We start from the raw sequence: 20,009 nt of genomic DNA, 5'->3' as shown, positions 1-20,009 counted from the left end.
TTGCGCGTCGTAGCCGGTGACGGTGGTGCGCCGCGACAGGTCGTCGTAGGCGTAGCTGGCCGCGATTGGTTAACATGCGGCGCAATACGGCGTTGCCTATTGACGCCCTACCGATTGCGACTTACGGCCTTTTATCTGTCACCGGTTGGCTTGTCGCTGGTCAGCAAAGTCTCTCCGCCGCGCTTGGTAGGCATGCTAATGGGCATGTGGTTTCTGTCGACGTTTTTTGGCAATTATTTATCTGGCTATATAGGCAGTTTTTACGAGCAAATGCCCAGACAGGATTTCTTTCTACTATTGGCGGCGATGGGCGGCGCTACCGGCTTAGCTATATGGGCGTTCAAACCGCTATTAAAAAGGGCGGTCGGGTCGGATTAACCATCACGTATCAGTGTAGACCGACCACTTGCGATTGACAGGTTTGGTGACTGGCTGCGTTTAGCCGCTACCTGGCAATTTTTTGATTCTTCTCAGGATTCTTTATCCAACCGGTTTTGCAGTTGTCGGTATGGCGATGCGCGGCTTTATTGCGGCAACGCGAGCACATCATCATATGAATGCCAATCGCTAGTCGTTCGCTCAAACAGAGCTGGTTGGTCAAACCTGTTGAGGTCAATATCGGTCTGCCGAACCAAGGAGACCAGTTTCTCAACACCGAAGGCATCTGGTAGAATGTCTAAATGCCAGCTTACGAGCAGAACACCGAGATCCGATCAGACTCATGAGGACAACTCACTATGCAAACTGTTAAACAAATTGTCCACGATATTGCCGACCACCTGACCGAACAGGCTACCTTTGACGATGCCATGTATGCCATCTATGTGCGGCAGAAGCTTGAGCAATCGTTACACGCAGCAGCGGAAGGTAAAGTCACATCACAGGAAGATATAGAAAAACGCTATCTACATGATGCGAGTTGAATGGTCTGATCTGGCTCGAGACGATCTTGACGATTTAGTCCGTTATATTAGTCGCGATTCGTCCTTTTATGCCCGTCGCTTCGGTCAAAAAATCGTGCTTGCCACGCGACGACTGAAGGATTTTCCAGAAAGCGGTAGGTTGATTCCAGAAGCTGACGATAAATCGATACGAGAAATTATTGTGCAGAGCTAGCGCGTCATGTGCCGTTTGGAATCGAATCGCGTGTTGATTCTTGCCATCATGCACGGCCGCCGTGATGTCGCTGGACACGAGGAAAAGCCATGGGACGACGCTTAAAAAGGGTATTCGCGGTTGAACCTAATCCCCAAAAGCCGAAAGTGATCTTTGTGATTTAGAACATCGCGGTATGAAGATTAGTGGCCGCGATTGGTTAAAACCTACGCCGAGACAGGTCGTCGTAGGCATAGCTGGCCAGGCTGACGGTGCCGTCCAGCAGCGCGAGTAGGTTCGAATAACGAAGCGTATTCGGACGTATGTCGTTATAAAGCCGCCTGACCACCGCCGGCGGCAAAACCCTGGCCTACCAATAAGACCCGGCCGGCAACCTCATGCCTGACGGCATAATTTCATCTCAGCAGCAGGCGCTGTCAGCCTTGGCTGATTCGCTGCCGGGTCCGGGCGAGCAGTCGAATAAGCCGAAATGCCGGGTTTTGTCTCCTAGTATTTGGAAGTGTTCGCCATAGCGGCTACCCGCCAGCATGTCGGCGGTGTTTCCGCAGACTCTTAACGGCCGGCCGGTTTCGAAATGATGATGATCGTCCAAATCAAAGCTGTGCGGGTGCTGCTCAATAGTGCCCAAATAGGTTGCGATTTGGCCGAAGTCCTCGCAACGGTCTTCCAAGGGCATTTTAAAGGCGCGCACCGTCACCGAATCGAACTTGACCATGCCGATTTTGGCGAACACGTCCGGGTCGTCGATGCTGATGGGGCTTTGCTTGACCTTGCGGACATCTGGGCAGCCTAGTTCTTGCAATATGCGCCGGAAGTCTTCCCAATACAAAGCACCTCCCAGGCATTCGCCCAATAGCACCGGGTCTTGGCGCAGTTCGAACGGGATGCGGCGATCGGCAAAAACATCGGAAAAATACAGTTCGCCGCCGGGTTTCAATACCCGGAATATTTCCTCCAGCACGCTGGGTTTTTCCGGCGACAGGTTGATCACGCAATTGGAGACCACCACGTCGACACTGTTGTCGGCGATACCTACGGTGCGCAGGTTTTCGATGTGACCGTGCAAAAACTCAACATTGGCAAATCCAAAGCGCTCGGCATGCCAGTTGCGATGACGCACGGCCACTTCTAGTTGCTCGGGCGTCATATCCACGCCGATTACCCGTCCTGTCGCGCCGACCAGTTTCGATAGCAGATAGCAGTCGCGGCCGGTGCCGCAGCCCAAATCCAGCACCGTTTTACCGGTCAACGCGGGGGGTAATGGTGATCCGCAGCCGTAAAACCGTTCCAACACTTCGGGATGCAGACCAGCCAGCAAGGTTTTTAAATAGCTCGGCATGGCGTCGATGCTGCAACAGGCGCTGGTTTTCAGATCGTTGCTGGATTGCAAGACCTGACCATAATAATGGCGGACCGATTCGCTGATTTCGATACTGGTTGTCATGGAAAGCCTCGTGTTTTTATTATTGAAGATAAGTGCTAAGGGCGTTTTAAATGGCTGCGGCACAGATAGCCGCGCGGGTTAGGGCCCGCAGCCAGGATAAGGCAATCGATGCAATCACTCCAGTATTGGCCTAGCCGCTGCCAAGTCGATACCGAATTGGTTTGTGTGTCCGGAAAGCTGTGATGGGTCGTCAGAATCACTGGCATTCCGGCATAAGCTGAACGGTAATGTACGTATCAACTCGTCCGGGAAATTGGCGGTACTGCTGCTGAATAGAATACGGGAGAGCATCGGAAATTTCCTTAATCGGATCGGTCACACGCTCTAAGTTGTAAGGGTTGGCTTAAACCTTACAACAATATTCCACAATAGATAAATCGCTGCTTGGTTCTGATGATAAACGCAATGCCATTAAGTTCAGCTTGGGCATTGTTCATGCCGTATAAGCCCCATCGATCCTCTTTTTAAAAGGGGAAGGGCTTAAGTTTGATGTTATTGATGATGACGCCCCTGTGAACGGGAAGACTGATTCTTCCAGGCACTGCTTGACAAATAATCATAGAATCTCAGCCCCAACGGCATACCCACGATAAATAGGCTCGGGTTAATAAATAGTTAAAGCCCAAGCCATGAATAGACGGCCGAGCTGAGATGATAGTAGTAAAGTCTGACGCTACTGGATAGTGCCAGTACAGCTCATTCCTGAGCAAATAGTAACGGAGCGGAGAGCGAGGTTTTCATTGCACCCTTTCAAAATAATCGGGATTGCGCGATTTTTATCCCGTTTGCCCGCACTGCGCTTGATGTAATGCCACGAAGTCGGACATTGCCAGGCTACCAATAACGTTGGCATCGTTGTCCAGTATGTCGTAAAGCACCCCCGTGCTGCGGATGCTGAACAACAGGATGACGTCAATGTCGCCGCCGCCTTCCCGGTGCGGAACCTCGCTGGCTGGGCTGACGGTGTAGCTGCCGACTGGTCTGATCTCCTTCAAGGTGCCGTCGGCTTGGTAGATTCTATGTTCGCCTTGAATGACGAAAATGTGGTTTGGCGCTTTGTGTCGGTGCAGCACTATTTGTTGGCCGGCGGCAAATTTGAACAAGACGTCGACAATGTTGGCGTCGGTGTCGATGTTTAGAATGAAATAGCGTAAATGCTCGAAGCCCTCCAGGGTTTGCCAATCGATACGGCGGTCGTCGAAAAGATATGTGTTCATGGTGTGTTCTCTGCTTGATGGTGGCTGGGTATGCAGGCTGATGTTTGGGCTCTGAATATCGCGGACAGTTGCAGTGTAGGTGAGGCGGTGGCCTGGGTAAGCTGATATTTGCCCGAAAAGGGCGGGCAAATTGCCCGCTCTCACGTGGTGGTCGAACCGCGTGGCCGACATCAAAGGCAGGCAGTTGGCCAATGATGCAGGCCTGGCACGGTAGGCAATAACTGCACAGGGTTTGGTTGCCCGCCGCTGTTTGTTGTAGGATTCAAGTATGAACCGGCCAGCCGTTTATGGCGGGCTCCTGAAACAATCGCGTCCAAAAGCGTGGCGCCATTCAACTCTATCGTAAATTATGAAACAGCCGGATATGAGCATCGATGCTCGCAAGCAGGAATTGGCCCACTATTTGGAAAAACAACCCTATATGACGGAGTTGGATGGCATCACTTTGAAGATTGCGAAAAATGTGTTTCCGTCCGACTTTGGGTTGACCAGCTCATTTTTTGGGAATTTCATTCTGCAACAACCGCCCGCCGAAATGGCTTTGGATATGGGCTGCGGCAGCGGCTATTTCGCGTTTTTGTTAAAAAAAATAGGCTGTGAAAGCGTCATGGGTGTCGATTTTAATCGGGACGCGGTAGATTGCACCATGGAAAACTCGCGCTTGAATCCTGACTTGGCACCTATCGATTTTCTGCACAGCGATTTATTTGCCGATGTGCCGCACACGCTGTTCGACCTGATCGTTTTTAATTTCAATTATTACCCGTCAGACGGCACCTTCGGGCTGAACGAAGACGGTGGGCGGGACATATTGAGACGGTTTTTCCATCAAGTGAAAGACTATATTACCGAGCACACGCGGATTTATATTCCCTACTCGGATTTTGTCGGCGAGGAACACGATCCGAAAAACATTGGTCCGGATTTCGGTTTTTCGGTTACCGTGGAAGAAAGCACCGTTAATCATGCCGGCGCGCATCATATTTATAAGGTCATGAAAGCGTAATAGCTGACGCGCTTGGGACTTGGGATGAGATGAGCTCTAGTCTGGCGACTTTTAATTCTGTGGGTTGCCGCCGCGCCGTCTGGCTGCTTGTTTAGCGGCCTTTTGCTCGCGGATGGCGGCCAGTTCCAGCATTTCCGCTTCTATCATCTCGGGGGTTTCCAGGGTGATTTGACCCAAAGTACCGGCGCGCAATTCATTCATTAGTAGCTTGGCGGCTTTGTCCAATTCGACGATGCCGCCGCTACGCAAACAGCCGCGTTTCGCGCCGATGGCTTGTAATAGCGCGAGCGGTTCTTCTGGCAAAGGTGCCAAACGATAGCGCTGGCTTAGCTGCTCCGGGTAGGCTGTACGCAGATATTCCAGGGCATACAGCGCGATGTCGTCGTGTTGGAAAGCCGTATCCTTGATGGCACCGCTTACTGCCAACCGGTAGCCGCTGTGGCGGTTTTCCACATTGGGCCAGAGTACGCCAGGGGTGTCGGATAGTACGATGTTATTGGCCAAATTGATTTTCTGCTGTTGCTTGGTAACGGCAGGTTCGTTGCCGGTCTTGGTGATGGTACGGCCGGCCAGCACATTGATAATGGTGGATTTGCCGACGTTGGGTATGCCCATGATCATGGTGCGGATGACTTTGTTGGCGGCGGTTTTCTCCGGCAGCATCTTCGCGCACAAGTCAATAATCTGTTTGATTTTTTCCGGTTGTTGGGTAGTGACGGCCAGGGTTTTGACGGCCTGTTCGCGTTCTAGATAGGCTTGCCATGTTTTAGTCAGTTCAGGATCGGCCAAGTCAGTTTTGCTGAGAACGCGGATAGTGGGTTTGTCTCCACGTAGATTCGCCAGCATGGGATTTTGGCTGCTGTAAGGAATGCGGGCGTCGAGTATTTCGATCAGCAAATCGATGTCGGGCAAGGCGTACTTGATCTCCTTGCTGGCCTTGTGCATGTGGCCGGGATACCATTGAATTTGCATGGGTTGTGCTGCGGTAAGTGGAAAAAATAGAATTGTACCTTTTATCCGGTCGGCGCTATTGATTACTGGTTTGTCTTTAGGGCCTATAGGTGCAGGATGGTAAGCGCCCTTCAACAGGGGTAGAGCCCCGACATGTTTAAAAAGCCGGATTTCTGTACGCCGCAACGCGCCGCGGCGGTAGACGTACAGGACTGCTTGTTGCTACAATCCAGCCTATTTTTGGTGCTTTTGGCACATCTCGACGCAAGTCTTTCACACTCATCCCGGAGAAAACTCTATGGCAATTAAAGTTGCAATTAACGGTTATGGTCGTATCGGTCGCAATGTCATGCGCGCTTTGTACGAATCAGGTCGCACCAACGAGATCCAAGTGGTCGCTATCAACGATTTGGGCGATTCCAAAACCAACGCACACTTGACCAAATACGATACCGTACACGGTAAATTTCCGTTTGATGTGTCTGTCGACGGCGATTACATCGTGATCAACGGCGATAAAATCCGGGTATTTGCTGAAAGAGATCCCGCTAAATTGCCTTGGGCTGAGTTGGGCATTGACGTTGTTCATGAGTGCACCGGTTTTTTCACCAGCAAAGCTAAAGCGTCCGCGCATATCACTGCCGGCGCGAAAAAAGTCATTATCTCCGCGCCTGGCGGCAACGATGTTGATGCTACGATTGTTTACGGTGTTAACCACCAAACCTTGAAAGCGTCCGACACCGTTATCTCCAATGCTTCTTGCACCACTAACTGCTTGGCGCCTTTGGTTAAGCCTTTGATGGACAGCATCGGTGTCGATCACGGTTTGATGACGACTATCCACTCATACACCAACGACCAAGTACTGACCGACGTCTACCACAGCGATTTGCACCGCGCGCGTTCAGCTACTCAATCCATGATCCCAACCAAAACCGGTGCGGCTGCCGCGGTAGGCTTGGTATTGCCGGAAATGAAAGGCAAACTGGACGGTTTTGCAATGCGTGTACCAACCATCAACGTGTCTGTAGTGGATTTGTGCTTTCAAGCCTCACGCAACACCACTAAAGAAGAAATCGACGGCATTTTGCGCGAAGCGGCGGCGGGTCCTTTGAAAGGCATTTTGGCGATCAACGACGAGCCATTGGTATCCATGGACTTCAATCACAACCCACATTCTTCAATCTACGAAGCAGGCCTGACCAAAGTCACCGGCGGCAACTTCGTGAAAGTCTTGTCTTGGTACGACAACGAATGGGGTTTCTCAAACCGTATGCTTGACACCACGGTTGCTTTGTTTAACGCTAAATAAGGGTTTACATGCTGTTACGAAGAACGAAAATCCTGGCTACGCTGGGACCTGCCACTGACAAACCTGGCGTACTCGAGGATTTGTTCGAAGCAGGTATCGATGTTGTCCGCTTGAATTTCTCCCACGGCTCGGCGCAGGATCATATTGATCGTGCCAACCGCGTCCGCGCACTCAGTAAACAAACCGGTCGCCGCGTCGGTATTCTGGCCGATTTGCAAGGTCCGAAAATCCGTATCGAGCGGTTTAAAGAGAACAAAGTCTGGCTGGAAGAAGGTCAGGCTTTTGCTTTGGACATTAATCTGGGCAAACTGGATGGCGATAATACCCAAGTCGGTATTAGTTACGAACCGCTGGCGCGGGAAGTGAAGCCGGGGACTCGGTTGTTGCTGGATGACGGGCGGGTGGTATTGGATGTGGTCAATGTTGAAAACAACACCCGCGTCAATACCACGGTAGTAGTTGGCGGCGATTTGTCCAACAACAAAGGCATCAATTTGTTGGGTGGCGGTTTGTCCGCGGCAGCTTTGACTGACAAAGACAAGGAAGACATCAAAACCATTGCGGTGATTCAAGCCGATTACGTGGCGATTTCCTTCCCGCGTACGGCAGCCGATATGAACGAAGCCCGTGAGCTGTTGCAAGCAGCCGGTTCTTACGCCGGTTTGGTTGCCAAGGTAGAGCGCGCGGAAGCGATGGAAGTTATCGACGAAATCATCTTGGCCTCCGACGCGATTATGGTCGCGCGTGGCGACTTGGGTGTGGAAATCGGCGACGCCAATTTGCCGGCTGCGCAAAAACTGCTGATCAGCCGTTCGCGCGAGTTGAACCGGGCGGTGATCACGGCTACGCAAATGATGGAGTCGATGATCGAGAATCCAATCCCGACCCGTGCAGAAGTATTCGATGTGGCTAACGCCATTGTCGATGGTACCGATGCGATCATGTTGTCCGCGGAAACCGCCTCAGGCAAGCATCCGGTGAAAACCGTGCAAGCCATGGTTCGCATTTGTTTGGAAACTGAAAAGCAACCGAGCGTGACCAAGTCCATGCACAGGATGACTGACAAGTTCGAACGGATGGACGAAGCGATTGCGATGTCCGCGATGTATATGGCCAACCATACCAAAATTGCCGGTATAGCGTCTTTGACCGAGTCGGGTTCTACTCCGCTTTGGATGTCGCGGATCAGCTCGGATATTCCTATCTTTGCGTTCAGCAGTCAGGAGCGCACTTTGGGGCGTGTGACTCTTTACAAAGGTGTGTTTCCGATTCCGTTTGCTAAGGAGAAAATGGAGTCGGCCAGCGTGACCGACAGCCTGATCAAGGCTTTGAAAGTCCGTGGCGTCGTAAAAGCGGGCGATGCATTGATCCGCACCAAAGGCGACTTGACCGGCGCCAGCGGCGGGACTAACTCCCTGAAGGTCATTACTGTCACCGACTAATCCTCTGAGTCGGATTGGCTTGTTTCGCGGCGTTCGGTTTATCCGCACGCCGCGTTTTTAATATATTCTAAGCAGCATCCAGTTTGGCGTAAGCCAACATCAGCCATTTGATGCCCGCATTGCGGAAATTGATTTGCACCCGCTCTTGTTCGCCTTCGCCTTCCATTTGTAGTACCACGCCTTCGCCGAATTTTTCGTGCCTGACAGGCTGTCCGAGTTTGTAAGTACCCTTGCTGCCCAAACCTTTGGACTGCGGTGCGCTATTGGTAGAAGGTCTGCTGACATTGGCGCGCAACCTGATTTCCTGAATCGATTCCGGCGGCAGTTCGCGCAAAAACCGCGAGGCGCGCGGATAACTATCCTTGCCGTAAAGCCGCCGCGACTCGGCGTGCGTCAGATATAGCTGTTGCATTGCCCGAGTTATGCCGACATAGCACAACCGGCGCTCTTCCTGTAATCGCCCGGGATCGTCCAGCGCTTGTTGCGAAGGGAATAGGCCTTCTTCCAGGCCCACCAGAAACACCAGTTTGAATTCCAAGCCTTTAGCCGAATGCAGCGTCATCAGTTGCACACAATCCTCATCGACTTCGCCTTGCATTTCGCCGGCTTCCAATGCGGCGTGCGCTAAGAACATGTCCAACTCGCCCAGGTTTTCGGCGTTTTCGCTGTCGTAATCAAATAGTCTGGCGGCGTTGACTAACTCCTCCAAGTTTTCCACTCTGGCTTCGCCTTTGTCTTGCTTTTCTTTTTTATATAGCTCGATCAAGCCACTGGTCTCGACGACTTGTTTGACCGTCTCGTGCAGACTCAACTCTTTCGTCGTTTCGCCGAGCGCGATAATCAGATTTAAAAAGCCACGCAGGGCATTGCTGGCGCGGGCAGGTAGTTGATTGCTTTCCAACATAGCCAACGCGGCTTGCCACAGTGATACCTGTTGTTCGCGGGCTAAAATGCGCATATCGTCCAGGGTTTTGGCCCCAATACCGCGTGTTGGCGTATTCACTACCCGTTCAAACGAAGGGTCATCGTGCGGGTTGGTAGACAGTCGTAAATAGGCGAGGGCATTTTTGATTTCCATACGCTCGAAAAATCGCAGGCCGCCGTATACCCTGTAAGGGGTGGCGGTGGTCATCAAGCGCTCTTCAAACTGCCGCGATTGGGCGTTGGAGCGATACAGAATTGCCGTTTCGCTGCGTAGGCCGCCGTCTTTCACCCATTGCCGGATTTTCTCGACCACAAAATAGGCTTCGTCTTGCTCGTTAAATGCGGAATACAAGGAAATGGCCTGACCTTCGCCGGCAGCAGTCCATAATTCCTTGCCCATCCGATTGTCGTTATTGGTGATCAGGGTGTTGGCGGCTTTCAGAATGTGGCCGGTGGAGCGGTAGTTTTGCTCCAGGCGGACGATACCGTGCTCGGGATAGTGCTTTTGGAAATTAAAAATATTCTCGATTTTAGCGCCGCGCCAGCCGTAGATCGACTGATCATCGTCGCCGACCACGAATAAATTGTTATTGCCTTCGGTAAGCAGGCGCAGCCAAGCGTATTGGATGGTGTTGGTATCTTGAAATTCGTCGACATGGACTTGTTGGAAACGCTGCCGGTAAAAGGCCAGTAAGTCCTCGTTATCGCGCAGCAGTTCATGAGCCCTCAATAACAATTCGGCAAAATCTACCAAGCCGGAGCGTTGGCACACGTCTTCATATGCCAGGTAAATTTCCTTCATCTGCCGGTTATAAAAGTCGCCGCTGTCCTGCATATGTTTCGCGCGGATGCCTTCGTCTTTTTGCGCATTGATAAACCACTGAGCCTGCTTGGGCGGCCACTTGCTGTCATCCAGATTCAGGTTTTTCATCAGCCGTTTGATGATACGCAATTGATCGTCGCTATCCATCACCTGAAAGGTTTCGGGTAGATTGGCTTGCTTGGCGTGCTGCCGCAATAAGCGGTGCGCCAGGCCGTGGAAAGTGCCTATCCACATGGCGCGGGCCGGAGTTTCCAGTAGCTCTTCGATACGGTTGCGCATTTCGTTGGCGGCTTTATTGGTAAAGGTCACTGCCAGGATGTTGTAGGGCGAAATGTGGTTGACTTGAATATGCCAGGCGATGCGATGGACCAATACCCGGGTTTTGCCGCTACCGGCCCCGGCCAATACCAGCATGGCTTGCATGGGAGCGGAAACGGCCAGGCGCTGGTCGTCGTTTAAGGAGGTGATGATAGAAGAGACGTCCATTTTTTATAGCTTGCAGATTTTGAGGAGCTGTGTATATTTGCTTGCTTTTAAGGGAAAGCCGTGCGTCGGGACTAATAACTACAACACAGAGAGGATTGGAAATGAGCTTCGATTATAAACGTTTGATCAAATTTGAGCACAACATCGGCGAGAAAGATAAGAAAGTTCGCATGGTTTCTGGCGTGGTGTTGCTCAGCGTATCGCTGTTTACCGCCAGCATCCTGATGTTGTTGGTTGGCTTGGTCTTGGTTGCGACCAGTTATTCCGGCTGGTGCCCGGTATATTCCGGTATGGACAAAAATACCTTGGGTGCTGATGCAGGGTCTACCGGTCAATAACTGCTAGTGGCCAGCTCCGAATCTGCGCCTTTGGCGCGGATTCGGATTCAAAAAAACCTTATTAATCTTGTTTGTTGTACTCGCCTTCGATAATGGTTTGCGAGTCTCGTGCCTGTTTAAACACAGAGCCCATCTGAGTTTGCAGCAAATGATGCTCGATAATGTACTGAGCAATCTTTCTGCGTAAGGTTGGAATCGTACAAGCGAAACCCAACAGGTCGGTGAAAAATCCCGGCGTCAATAACAACGCTCCGCCTACCAGCAATATCGGGCCCTCGATCATTTCATAAGCCGGAATTTCCCCTTGTGCCAACCCGGACTGGAAGCGCTGCCAGGTGGTGAAACCTTGCCGACGTAGTAGCCAAGCGCCCAAAACCGCAGTAAAAACCACCAGTAAAATAGTGGGAAAGGCGCCGATCAAGCCGCCGACTTGCAATAGCACGTATATTTCCACAAACGGCACGATCAAAAAAGCGATAAACAGAATTTGCATGGTTTTCATGGTGAGTCCGGTTGCGGTAAAAAGCCGCTAATACTAAGAGCATCTTGGTGCAAATTCCAGGATAATATCGCGATGTATCAATTGATTCTTTGTACCTGCCCGGACCTAGAGGTTGCTGACAAACTGGCCGGCACTCTGATAACCCAAAAATTAGCGGCCTGCGTGAACATCTTGCCAGGTGTGCGCTCGGTTTATGAATGGCAAGGTGAAATTGAAACCGCTCAGGAACATTTGCTGCTCATCAAAAGTCATCAAGACCGCTATGCGGCCATTGAAGCGACGCTGAAAAGCCTACACCCTTACCAACTCCCGGAAATTATTGCGGTCGCGATAGAAAGCGGCTCGCTGGATTATTTGAAATGGATAGACTCATGCCTTGGCATCGACTGATTTTATTATGTTTATTCGCTGTTTTTTGGCGCACTGCGGCGGCGCTGGACAGCCAGGATTTTTTGCCCCCGGAGCAGGCATTCAAGTTAACTGCCACGGCCGAAACTGCCGATAAAGTTGAATTGCATTGGCAGATAGTCGAAGGCTACCACCTGTATCGCGATAAGACCAAGTTCCAGTCACAAACCGAATCGATTCAGCTGGGCCAGGCGAGCATGCCGGAAGGCGTTACCGAGCATGACCCAAGTCTGGGCGAGGTGGTGGTGTATCGCAACACGCTGGATGTAGTGGTGTCGCTGATTAGTCAAGGTCGTGAAACCCAATTAAAGCTGCTGGTTAAATACCAAGGTTGTGCGGATGCCGGGGTTTGTTATCCGCCGCAAAAAGTACTGTTGGATGTGGCGCTCCCTGCAGCTTCGGCCGCCGCAAACAATGGGGCGCTCAACCAGTTCGTCAAAGGTCTAAAGGGTTTGTCGCCCGGCTTGTTTTCTGAGGAGTTATTGCCGGCGGAACAAGCCTTTCAGTTTTTCGCGACTTTGAAAGATCCGCATACTGTGCAAGCAACCTGGCAAATTGCCGAGGGTTATTACCTCTATAAGGATAAGTTGTCGGTCAAAGCGGAGGGCTCTACCCAGACGCGGTTGTCGCCGTTGCAACTTCCGGAAGGGGCTGCTTACCACGACGCTGAGTTCGGTCAGGTGCAAATCTACCGGAACCAGATCAGCGTCGATATACCGCTGTTGCGAGATAGCAAGGCCGGCGAAACCATTGAGTTGCTGGCAAAGTTTCAAGGTTGCGCCGACCGCGGTGTGTGCTATCCGCCGATGCAATCCAAGGTGAGCCTTGACTTGTCGCCTACTGATGCATTGCCGCAAGCCAAACCGGCCGCGGTTGCCGAGTTGTCGGAGCAGGATAAAATTGTCAATGCCTTGCGGCATGATAGCTTGGCACTGACTTTACTCAGTTTTTTCGGGTTTGGCTTGTTGTTGGCCTTTACCCCATGTGTGTTTCCGATGATTCCGATTCTGTCCGGCATCATCGTCGGCCATGGTGACCAAATCGGTACGCGCAAGGCCTTCTTGCTGTCCTTGAGTTATGTACTGGCTTCGGCGTTGATGTATACACTGTTCGGTATCTTGGCGGCTTTGTTCGGCAGCAATCTGCAAGCGACCTTTCAAGAGCCTTGGGTAATCGCCGTGTTTTCAGGATTATTCGTGCTGTTATCGCTGTCGATGTTTGGTTTTTACCATTTGGAGCTGCCGAAATCGCTGCAGTCTGCCTTGCATCACTCCAGCGATAAGCATCGCGATGGTTCATATCTCGGCGCGGGTATCATGGGGGCGCTGTCGTCGCTGATCGTCGGGCCCTGCGTGGCAGCCCCGCTGGCAGCGGCATTGATTTACATCGGTCAAACCGGTGATGTGGTGTTGGGCGGTTTGGCGTTGTTCATGATGGGCCTTGGTATGGGTGCACCGTTATTACTGTTGGGCGCATCAGCTGGAAAACTGCTGCCCAAGGCCGGTGATTGGCTGAATGCCACCAAAGCCGTATTCGGCGTCGCGATGCTGGCCGTGGCGGTGTGGATGTTATCGCGGATTCTGCCGGCTGCGGTGACGATGTTTTTGTGGGCTTTGTTATTGGTTATTCCGGCCATATTTCTCGGGGCAATCGATTCTTTGCCGGAAACGGCTTCCGGTTGGCGTAAACTGTGGAAAGGTTTGGGCATTATCATGCTCGTATTTGGCATTCTGCAGTTGATCGGCTTGAGCGCCGGAAATGATAACCCCCTACAGCCCCTGCAAGGCATGGGTTTCAATGCGCAAGCGCAGGAACCGGTTCAGGGGCTTAGTTTTCAGCGGGTGGCATCGGTGGCGGAATTGGAGCAACGCATCCAGCAAGCAACGGCCAGCGGCAAGCCGGTGATGCTGGATTTCTACGCTGATTGGTGTATTTCCTGTAAAGAGATGGAGGCTTACACCTTCACCGATCCGCAGGTTAAGCGACAATTGGCTGATTTTGTGCTGCTCCAGGCCGATGTGACCGATAACAATGAAGCAGATAAAGCCTTGTTAAAACGCTTCGAGCTAGTTGGGCCGCCGGGCATCATATTTTTCGGTGCCGATGGTCGTGAACAGGCGGCGCGGCGCGTGATCGGCTACCAGGATGCGGCTACTTTTTTAAGAACCTTGCAACAACTATGAATAAAAAAATCATACTGATAGTCAGCGCTATTGCCTTTGTTGCACTGGCGGCCGGTCTGTTTGTCAGACAATATTTCGCAGCCCCCGAAGCCGGTAAACCGACTCCGCAAATCAATTTCAGCTTGCCTGACCTGGCGGATACGCCGCAATCGGTCGCGCAATGGCAAGGCAAAATATTGATTATCAACTTCTGGGCAACCTGGTGTCCGCCCTGTTTGAAGGAAATTCCCGAGTTCATCAAGCTGCAGGACGAGTATAAAGACAAAGGAGTGCAGTTTGTCGGTATTGCCATCGAAGACAAGCAACCGGTAGAAGACTACCTTAAGCGTATCAAGATCAATTATCCGGTGTTGATTGGCGGCGAAGGTGCAACGATGTTGGCTCAACAGCTGGGCAATGTCATCAACACCGTGCCATTCACGGTGATCATAAATCAACAAGGGCAAATTGTTCATCATCAATTAGGCGAATTGACCCGAGAAAAAGTGCTGGAAGTGATTGCACCGTTGTTGACGGCAAAATGACTGAAAAATCGCTAAAACGCAGGCTAATGAAGTGAAAAGCGGTTTATCTGGACAAAAACCTACAAATTAGGCAGAATTCATTCTTATTTGGCTAATTTTTGTTCGACACCGGCAATGGCAAACCTCACGGTTCTCAATGGACCCAATTTAAATCTGTTAGGCGTCCGGGAACCTGGGCTTTACGGTAGCAAAACATTGCAAAGCATTCAGCAGGGGATGGAGCGGTTGGCCCAAACATTGGGGCATCAATTAAATTTCCTGCAAAGCAACGCCGAGCATGAAATTGTTGAACAAATTCATCAGGCTTATCGGCAGGGCGTCGATTTTATCATTATCAATCCCGCCGCATTTACCCATACCAGCGTGGCTATTCGCGATGCCTTGCTGGCAACCAAGATTGCATTCATAGAAGTACATTTATCGAACGTGCATGCCCGTGAGCCTTTCAGGAAGCATTCGTATTTTTCGGATATCGCCGTCGGCGTTATCTGCGGATTGGGGGCGAACGGTTACGAATTGGCTTTGCAAGCCGCTCATCAGATATTACTAGAGAGAACTCAGAACAATGGATATTAGAAAAATAAAAAAACTGATTGATCTTATCGAGGAATCCGATATTGCTGAAATAGAGATTCGCGAAGGCGAAGAATCAGTGAAAATCAGCCGTTATTCGGCGGCTGCGCCGGTGCAATATGCTGCCCCGGTGGCTTCGGCACCGGTAGCGGTTGCTGCGGCCTCCGCCGCGGTCGCGCCAGTGGAAGAGAAAGTCAGTGGTCATGTTGTGAAGTCGCCGATGGTCGGGACATTTTATCGCTCTGCATCGCCTGGTTCAGCGGCATTTGTCGAGGTAGGTCAGTCGGTTAGCAATGGTCAAACCTTGTGCATCATCGAAGCGATGAAGATTTTGAATCAGATCGAGGCGGATAAAAGCGGCAAAATCAAGCAAATTCTGGTTGAAAACGGCCATCCGGTCGAATATGGCCAACCTTTGTTCATCATTGAATAACGGACAAAGGGGCTGGACTAATGTTTGAGAAAATTGTTATCGCCAATCGCGGCGAGATTGCTTTGCGCATTTTGCGGGCCTGTCGTGAATTGGGCATTAAAACCGTGGCTGTATATTCCGAAGCGGACCGCGACTTAAAACACGTCAGACTGGCCGATGAAGCGGTCTGTATCGGTCCAGCGGCATCCGCCGCCAGCTACTTGAATATTCCGGCGATTATCAGCGCCGCCGAGGTGACGGATGCGGAAGCCATCCATCCCGGCTACGGTTTTTTATCCGAAAATGCTGATTTTTCTGAGAAAGTGAGTCAAAGCGGCTTTGTATTTATCGGTCCAAGGCCTGATACCATTCGGATGATGGGTGACAAGATCGCCGCAAAAAAAGCCATGCAGGCTGCGGGTATCCCTTGTGTGCCGGGTAACGGTGATCCTTTGGGGGACGACGAGGAAACCAATCTGAAAATGGCTCGGGAAATTGGTTACCCGGTTATTATCAAAGCGGCGGGTGGCGGTGGCGGTCGCGGCATGCGCACGGTGCATACCGAGAGCGCGCTGCTGAATGCCATTGCGATGACCAAGGCTGAAGCCGGTACGGCGTTTGGCAATAGCACCGTCTACATGGAAAAGTTTCTGGAAGATCCGCGGCATATCGAGTTTCAGGTGCTGGCAGACTCGCACGGTAATGCGATACATCTGGGCGAGCGGGATTGTTCCATGCAGCGCCGTCATCAAAAAGTGGTGGAAGAAGCGCCTGCGCCGGGTATTTCCGAAGAGCAACGCAAACAGATGGGCGAGCGTTGCGCGTCGGCTTGCCGGGAAATCGGTTATCTAGGTGCCGGTACTTTCGAGTTTCTCTATGAAAAAGGCCAGTTTTATTTCATAGAAATGAATACGCGGGTGCAGGTCGAGCATCCGGTCACCGAGATGATTACCGGCTTCGATATTGTGAAGGAACAGTTGCGCATCGCCGCTGGCGAGCCTTTGTCGATTACGCAAGACCAGGTGAAGTTTACCGGCCATGCCATCGAATGCCGTTTGAATGCCGAAGATCCGAAAACCTTTATGCCCAGCCCCGGCGTGATCGATCAATTCCATATGCCGGGTGGCCCGGGTATCCGTTGCGAGACGCATATCTATAATGGCTATAAAGTGCCGCCGTATTACGATTCCATGATCGGCAAGCTGATTGCACACGGCGACGATAGAGCCAGTGCGATTGCCCGGATGAAGACCGCACTGAGTGAAATGGTGATAGACGGCATCAAAACCAATATCCCCTTGCAACAGAGCATTATGGCTGACGCGGCGTTCGCTCTGGGTGGGCAAAATATCCATTACCTCGAAAAGAAATTGGGTATCCATTAATTCGGTAAGGGCGAGGAGATGACGAAAATGGTGTCTCCTTTCCCTGCTAAACGCTTTATATAACTATGGCCTGGCATCAGCTTTCCGTTATCACCGACGAAACCACCGCTCCGGACATATCGGAGTTTTTCAGCGAATTGGGCGCGGTCTCGGTGACTTACAGCGATGCCGATGATGAGCCGGTCTACGAACCGGCCATTGATCAAACCAAAATCTGGACTCGTACTCGGGTCACGGCTTTGTTCGAGCTCGATACCGATCCGGATATTGTTCGCAACTTGTTGTTCAATCAGTTTATCGGTCAGCCTTTGCAGGAATGGGTAGCCGAGGTTTTGCAAGATCAAGCCTGGGAGCGGGCGTGGATGGAGCATTTCCAGGCGATGAAGTTTGCCAATCGTTTATGGATTTGCCCCAGCGGCCAGGAACAGCACGAGCCGGGTACGGTTTGCATGACTTTGGATCCCGGCTTGGCATTCGGTACCGGAACTCATCCGACGACTGCATTGTGTTTGGAGTGGTTGGCCGGTAACGATATTAAGGATAAAGTGTTAATCGACTACGGCTGTGGATCGGGGATTCTTGCCGTCGCAGCGTTGTTACTGGGTGCCAAGCGGGCGCATGCGGTAGATATTGATCCGCAGGCGTTGACCGCCAGTCAATACAACGCCGAAAAAAACCAGGTTCAGCAACGGATCGATTATTATCTGCCCGAACAGTTTTCCGGGTTTGCAGCTGATTTGGTACTTGCCAATATTCTCGCTAAACCGCTGATTGAGCTGGCCCCAACGATTGGCGCATTGGTCAGGCCGGGCGGGCAGTTGGTTTTGTCAGGCATCTTGAACGAACAAGCCGAGTCTGTAGCGGCAGCTTATCGAGAGCAGGGGTTTGTTGTGGCGCCGCCGGTCAGTCAGGAAGACTGGTGTCGATTGGATGCCCATAAACCCGACTGAATAGATGTTTAGCCGGTGTCCGCATTGCGCTGAGCAACACGAAGTTACCGTCGAGCATTTGCGGCAATCGCGTGGCTTGTTGGATTGTTCGGTTTGCGGTAAATCTTTCGATGCGTTGCGATTCCTTAGTGAAGATCAAGATGCGGTACTTAAGGACGACTTGCCGTATCCAGACCACCAAACTTTAGACCAGCGGCCGCAGACTCGGCGGGTTTGGTTTGTTGCCACCAGCTTAGTGGCATTGTTATTGGTGGCACAAATACTGTATTTCGAAGGTTATCGTTTAACTATGCAGCCTCAGCTCAGAGCACATTTAGATAAAGTTTGTGCGACATTATCTTGCCGGTTACCGCCATATAGAAATCTTGAGGAATTGAGCGTTTCGCATAGCGATTTGCGTGTTCGAAGCGATAGCAGTTATTTGTTTAGCGCTGTACTTAGCAATCAGGCGCTTTTTGTGCAAGCTGCGCCGGATTTGAAGCTAAGCGTGTTGAATTTTAATGGACAGGCCATTGCGGAACGGGTGTTTAGTTCTGCGGAGTACCTTCTAAAACCCACAACACTCGCCCCAGAGCAAACGGTCGAAATCCGTTTGTCTGTTGTGGCGCCTGCTGCGCCAATTGGCGGTTATACCTTTACCTTACTTTAGGGCAATATGAGCTACCCGGAACTGTTTCTTAAAAAAAACGAAGACAAACGTCTGCGGCAAGGGCATTTGTGGGTATTCAGCAACGAGGTCGATACCCAGCGCAGCCCTTTGGAGCAGTTTGCGGCAGGCGACTTGGTCCTTGTTCAAGATTCTAACGGTAAAGCTTTGGGGATAGCGTATCTGAATCCTCATGCACTCATTTGCGCGCGCTTGTTGACTCGTAAAACCAATATCAAAATCAATGAAAGTTTTTTTAAAGCGCGCTTGGCCCAAGCTTTAGGGTTGCGTGAGCGTTTGTTCGATAAGCCCTATTATCGCTTGGTGTTCGGCGAAAGCGATGGTCTACCCGGCTTGGTAATTGATCGCTTTGGGGTTGTGCTTTCCGTGCAAATTACCACTGCCGGAATGGAGCGGTATAAGGATGTGCTGGTCAAGATCCTACTTGAGCTGCTGGCGCCAACGGCTATTTTGCTGAAAAACGATAATAGTCAGCGCCAGTTGGAAAGTCTCTCTCTGGAGCCTGAGCTGATTTACGGCGAGTTGCCTGAGCAATTGCTGATTGAAGAAAACAACGTGCGTTTTATCGTCAATGTGGCCGAAGGCCAAAAAACCGGTTGGTTTTACGATCATCGCAACAGCAGGGCGCAGTTTGCTAAAGCTTGCCATGGTTTAAGGGTGTTGGATTTATTCAGCTATGCCGGTGCTTGGGGTATACCTGCCGCAGTGGCGGGCGCTGCGGAAGTGTGTTGTGTGGATAGCTCCGAGAGTGCGTTGGCTTTAGCTTCCGCTAGTGCCGAATTGAATCAGGTGCAGGGCAAAATGCAATTCGTGCGCAATGACGTGTTCGAGTTTTTGAAGCAAGCCCGTGAACAGCAACAACATTACGACGCGATTATCCTGGATCCGCCCGCGCTGATTAAACGTAAAAAAGATTTCAAAGCAGGGTACGAAGCCTATCGGCGCTTGAATCATTTGGCGCTACAGGTTTTGTCGAATAATGGTATTTTGGTCTCGGCATCATGCTCGCATCATTTGAGTAGAGATAATTTGCATGAAATATTGCGTTCTTCGGCGCGGCACATTGACCGGCACTTGGTGTTTTTCGGTGCCGGCACTCAAGGCCCGGATCATCCGATTCATCCGGCCTTGCCTGAGACCGATTATTTGAAAACCTTTTTTTGTGCAGTATCGAGCCGGCTATAGTCAATTATGGTGGATTCCAAGCCCCAATGCGGTCTGTGCGGTCAGCGGGTGTTGATTCCCGGATTTGAGCTCAACACTTTGCTGGGCGAAAAAAAATTCTGTTGCGAAGGTTGTCGCAGCATTTTTCAACTGCTCCATAGCGAGCAAATAATAATAACGAC

The 20,009-nt window shown here is 51.3% G+C and carries 22 protein-coding genes; 16 read left to right on the top strand and 6 right to left on the bottom strand.

Annotation, left to right across the window (positions count from 1 at the left end; genetic code table 11):
* The first annotated feature begins 99 nt into the window (after positions 1 to 99).
* The 3 genes from ACMXD4_RS16740 (at position 100) to ACMXD4_RS16730 (ending at position 1,116) form a co-directional block, all read left to right on the top strand.
* Positions 100 to 378 (top strand): hypothetical protein, encoded by a 279-nt coding sequence (locus ACMXD4_RS16740; RefSeq protein ID WP_415878821.1) that lies wholly within the window; start codon positions 100 to 102, stop codon positions 376 to 378.
* 359 nt (positions 379 to 737) lie between these two features.
* Entirely contained in the window at positions 738 to 923 is a 186-nt protein-coding gene (locus ACMXD4_RS16735; protein WP_101051660.1) for a hypothetical protein, read from the top strand.
* Positions 910 to 1,116 (top strand): type II toxin-antitoxin system RelE/ParE family toxin, encoded by a 207-nt coding sequence (locus tag ACMXD4_RS16730; protein WP_101051662.1) that lies wholly within the window; start codon positions 910 to 912, stop codon positions 1,114 to 1,116. Before ACMXD4_RS16735 ends, ACMXD4_RS16730 begins: the two co-directional genes overlap by 14 nt.
* A 400-nt stretch (positions 1,117 to 1,516) precedes the next feature.
* Here the strand turns inward: ACMXD4_RS16730 and ACMXD4_RS16725 are convergent, their stop codons facing one another.
* The 3 genes from ACMXD4_RS16725 to ACMXD4_RS16715 all read right to left on the bottom strand — a co-directional run bounded on the left by ACMXD4_RS16725 (position 1,517) and on the right by ACMXD4_RS16715 (position 3,777).
* The gene (locus tag ACMXD4_RS16725; protein WP_415878820.1) at positions 1,517 to 2,560 is read right to left on the bottom strand and encodes a methyltransferase domain-containing protein; all 1,044 of its coding nucleotides are present in this window, start codon (positions 2,558 to 2,560) and stop codon (positions 1,517 to 1,519) included.
* 114 nt (positions 2,561 to 2,674) lie between these two features.
* Entirely contained in the window at positions 2,675 to 2,851 is a 177-nt protein-coding gene (locus tag ACMXD4_RS16720; protein WP_415878819.1) for a hypothetical protein, read from the bottom strand.
* Positions 2,852 to 3,336: 485 nt separating this feature from the next.
* A complete protein-coding gene (locus tag ACMXD4_RS16715) occupies positions 3,337 to 3,777 on the bottom strand; it encodes a cupin domain-containing protein (protein ID WP_415878818.1) in 441 nt (146 codons plus the stop codon).
* Positions 3,778 to 4,126: 349 nt separating this feature from the next.
* Here ACMXD4_RS16715 and ACMXD4_RS16710 point away from each other — a divergent pair, with 349 nt between their 5' ends.
* Entirely contained in the window at positions 4,127 to 4,783 is a 657-nt protein-coding gene (locus ACMXD4_RS16710; RefSeq protein WP_415878817.1) for a methyltransferase, read from the top strand.
* 51 nt (positions 4,784 to 4,834) lie between these two features.
* Here ACMXD4_RS16710 and ylqF read toward each other — a convergent pair whose 3' ends face one another.
* Complete coding sequence (gene ylqF / locus ACMXD4_RS16705; RefSeq protein ID WP_171694610.1) at positions 4,835 to 5,755, bottom strand: ribosome biogenesis GTPase YlqF; 921 nt, start codon at positions 5,753 to 5,755, stop codon at positions 4,835 to 4,837.
* A gap of 277 nt (positions 5,756 to 6,032) precedes the next feature.
* Here ylqF and gap point away from each other — a divergent pair, with 277 nt between their 5' ends.
* Both gap and pyk read left to right on the top strand, forming a co-directional pair.
* Entirely contained in the window at positions 6,033 to 7,046 is a 1,014-nt protein-coding gene (gene gap / locus ACMXD4_RS16700; protein WP_415878816.1) for a type I glyceraldehyde-3-phosphate dehydrogenase, read from the top strand.
* Between the two features lie 8 nt (positions 7,047 to 7,054).
* On the top strand, positions 7,055 to 8,488 hold the full coding sequence (pyk, locus tag ACMXD4_RS16695; RefSeq protein ID WP_415878815.1) for a pyruvate kinase: 1,434 nt from the start codon (positions 7,055 to 7,057) through the stop codon (positions 8,486 to 8,488).
* Between the two features lie 67 nt (positions 8,489 to 8,555).
* Here pyk and uvrD read toward each other — a convergent pair whose 3' ends face one another.
* Positions 8,556 to 10,721, bottom strand: a complete 2,166-nt coding sequence (gene uvrD, locus ACMXD4_RS16690) for a DNA helicase II (protein WP_415878814.1) — start codon at positions 10,719 to 10,721, stop codon at positions 8,556 to 8,558.
* Positions 10,722 to 10,822: 101 nt separating this feature from the next.
* On the opposite strand from uvrD, the gene ACMXD4_RS16685 reads away from it, so the two are divergent.
* Entirely contained in the window at positions 10,823 to 11,059 is a 237-nt protein-coding gene (locus tag ACMXD4_RS16685) for a DUF2892 domain-containing protein (RefSeq protein ID WP_101051651.1), read from the top strand.
* A 61-nt stretch (positions 11,060 to 11,120) separates the two neighbouring features.
* Here ACMXD4_RS16685 and ACMXD4_RS16680 read toward each other — a convergent pair whose 3' ends face one another.
* A complete protein-coding gene (locus ACMXD4_RS16680; RefSeq protein ID WP_171694612.1) occupies positions 11,121 to 11,561 on the bottom strand; it encodes an FxsA family protein in 441 nt (146 codons plus the stop codon).
* Positions 11,562 to 11,633: 72 nt separating this feature from the next.
* On the opposite strand from ACMXD4_RS16680, the gene cutA reads away from it, so the two are divergent.
* The 9 genes from cutA to ACMXD4_RS16635 all read left to right on the top strand — a co-directional run bounded on the left by cutA (position 11,634) and on the right by ACMXD4_RS16635 (position 19,848).
* The gene (cutA, locus tag ACMXD4_RS16675) at positions 11,634 to 11,951 is read left to right on the top strand and encodes a divalent-cation tolerance protein CutA (RefSeq protein WP_256605947.1); all 318 of its coding nucleotides are present in this window, start codon (positions 11,634 to 11,636) and stop codon (positions 11,949 to 11,951) included.
* Positions 11,933 to 14,152, top strand: coding sequence for a protein-disulfide reductase DsbD (locus ACMXD4_RS16670; RefSeq protein ID WP_415878813.1), 2,220 nt, complete (start codon positions 11,933 to 11,935; stop codon positions 14,150 to 14,152). The genes cutA and ACMXD4_RS16670 overlap by 19 nt, the downstream gene beginning before the upstream one ends.
* A complete protein-coding gene (locus ACMXD4_RS16665) occupies positions 14,149 to 14,676 on the top strand; it encodes a TlpA family protein disulfide reductase (RefSeq protein WP_415878812.1) in 528 nt (175 codons plus the stop codon). The genes ACMXD4_RS16670 and ACMXD4_RS16665 overlap by 4 nt, the downstream gene beginning before the upstream one ends.
* A gap of 114 nt (positions 14,677 to 14,790) precedes the next feature.
* Positions 14,791 to 15,252: a type II 3-dehydroquinate dehydratase gene (aroQ, locus tag ACMXD4_RS16660; RefSeq protein ID WP_101051646.1), complete on the top strand. Its 462-nt coding sequence runs from the start codon at positions 14,791 to 14,793 to the stop codon at positions 15,250 to 15,252.
* Complete coding sequence (gene accB, locus ACMXD4_RS16655; protein ID WP_171694616.1) at positions 15,242 to 15,682, top strand: acetyl-CoA carboxylase biotin carboxyl carrier protein; 441 nt, start codon at positions 15,242 to 15,244, stop codon at positions 15,680 to 15,682. Before aroQ ends, accB begins: the two co-directional genes overlap by 11 nt.
* 20 nt (positions 15,683 to 15,702) lie before the next feature.
* Positions 15,703 to 17,046, top strand: a complete 1,344-nt coding sequence (accC, locus tag ACMXD4_RS16650; RefSeq protein ID WP_415878811.1) for an acetyl-CoA carboxylase biotin carboxylase subunit — start codon at positions 15,703 to 15,705, stop codon at positions 17,044 to 17,046.
* 65 nt (positions 17,047 to 17,111) lie between these two features.
* Entirely contained in the window at positions 17,112 to 17,996 is an 885-nt protein-coding gene (prmA, locus tag ACMXD4_RS16645) for a 50S ribosomal protein L11 methyltransferase (protein WP_171694617.1), read from the top strand.
* 4 nt (positions 17,997 to 18,000) lie between these two features.
* The gene (locus ACMXD4_RS16640) at positions 18,001 to 18,645 is read left to right on the top strand and encodes a zinc-ribbon and DUF3426 domain-containing protein (RefSeq protein WP_415878810.1); all 645 of its coding nucleotides are present in this window, start codon (positions 18,001 to 18,003) and stop codon (positions 18,643 to 18,645) included.
* 6 nt (positions 18,646 to 18,651) lie between these two features.
* Positions 18,652 to 19,848, top strand: a complete 1,197-nt coding sequence (locus ACMXD4_RS16635; RefSeq protein ID WP_415878809.1) for a class I SAM-dependent rRNA methyltransferase — start codon at positions 18,652 to 18,654, stop codon at positions 19,846 to 19,848.
* Positions 19,849 to 20,009 lie beyond the last annotated feature (161 nt).

Origin of the sequence: Methylomonas sp. TEB (assembly GCF_047777895.1) — a bacterium.
In the GTDB taxonomy this organism is placed as follows: Bacteria; Pseudomonadota; Gammaproteobacteria; order Methylococcales; family Methylomonadaceae; genus Methylomonas.
Note: the sequence above shows the minus strand (reverse complement) of the source record. Positions and strands in the feature narration are given on the sequence as shown.

Bases quoted from the DNA above. Each gene is read 5' to 3' on its own strand.
- accB (WP_171694616.1), top strand. From the start codon at position 15,242: ATGGATATTAGAAAAATAAAAAAACTGATTGATCTTATCGAGGAATCC.
- ACMXD4_RS16735 (WP_101051660.1), top strand. From the start codon at position 738: ATGCAAACTGTTAAACAAATTGTCCACGATATTGCCGACCACCTGACC.
- ACMXD4_RS16635 (WP_415878809.1), top strand. From the start codon at position 18,652: ATGAGCTACCCGGAACTGTTTCTTAAAAAAAACGAAGACAAACGTCTG.
- ACMXD4_RS16720 (WP_415878819.1), bottom strand. From the start codon at position 2,851: ATGCTCTCCCGTATTCTATTCAGCAGCAGTACCGCCAATTTCCCGGAC.
- ACMXD4_RS16640 (WP_415878810.1), top strand. From the start codon at position 18,001: ATGTTTAGCCGGTGTCCGCATTGCGCTGAGCAACACGAAGTTACCGTC.
- ACMXD4_RS16725 (WP_415878820.1), bottom strand. From the start codon at position 2,560: ATGACAACCAGTATCGAAATCAGCGAATCGGTCCGCCATTATTATGGT.
- ylqF (WP_171694610.1), bottom strand. From the start codon at position 5,755: ATGCAAATTCAATGGTATCCCGGCCACATGCACAAGGCCAGCAAGGAG.
- accC (WP_415878811.1), top strand. From the start codon at position 15,703: ATGTTTGAGAAAATTGTTATCGCCAATCGCGGCGAGATTGCTTTGCGC.
- aroQ (WP_101051646.1), top strand. From the start codon at position 14,791: ATGGCAAACCTCACGGTTCTCAATGGACCCAATTTAAATCTGTTAGGC.
- ACMXD4_RS16670 (WP_415878813.1), top strand. From the start codon at position 11,933: ATGCCTTGGCATCGACTGATTTTATTATGTTTATTCGCTGTTTTTTGG.
- ACMXD4_RS16730 (WP_101051662.1), top strand. From the start codon at position 910: ATGATGCGAGTTGAATGGTCTGATCTGGCTCGAGACGATCTTGACGAT.
- ACMXD4_RS16710 (WP_415878817.1), top strand. From the start codon at position 4,127: ATGAAACAGCCGGATATGAGCATCGATGCTCGCAAGCAGGAATTGGCC.
- ACMXD4_RS16680 (WP_171694612.1), bottom strand. From the start codon at position 11,561: ATGAAAACCATGCAAATTCTGTTTATCGCTTTTTTGATCGTGCCGTTT.
- prmA (WP_171694617.1), top strand. From the start codon at position 17,112: ATGGCCTGGCATCAGCTTTCCGTTATCACCGACGAAACCACCGCTCCG.
- pyk (WP_415878815.1), top strand. From the start codon at position 7,055: ATGCTGTTACGAAGAACGAAAATCCTGGCTACGCTGGGACCTGCCACT.
- ACMXD4_RS16665 (WP_415878812.1), top strand. From the start codon at position 14,149: ATGAATAAAAAAATCATACTGATAGTCAGCGCTATTGCCTTTGTTGCA.
- cutA (WP_256605947.1), top strand. From the start codon at position 11,634: ATGTATCAATTGATTCTTTGTACCTGCCCGGACCTAGAGGTTGCTGAC.
- ACMXD4_RS16685 (WP_101051651.1), top strand. From the start codon at position 10,823: ATGAGCTTCGATTATAAACGTTTGATCAAATTTGAGCACAACATCGGC.
- ACMXD4_RS16715 (WP_415878818.1), bottom strand. From the start codon at position 3,777: ATGAACACATATCTTTTCGACGACCGCCGTATCGATTGGCAAACCCTG.
- gap (WP_415878816.1), top strand. From the start codon at position 6,033: ATGGCAATTAAAGTTGCAATTAACGGTTATGGTCGTATCGGTCGCAAT.
- uvrD (WP_415878814.1), bottom strand. From the start codon at position 10,721: ATGGACGTCTCTTCTATCATCACCTCCTTAAACGACGACCAGCGCCTG.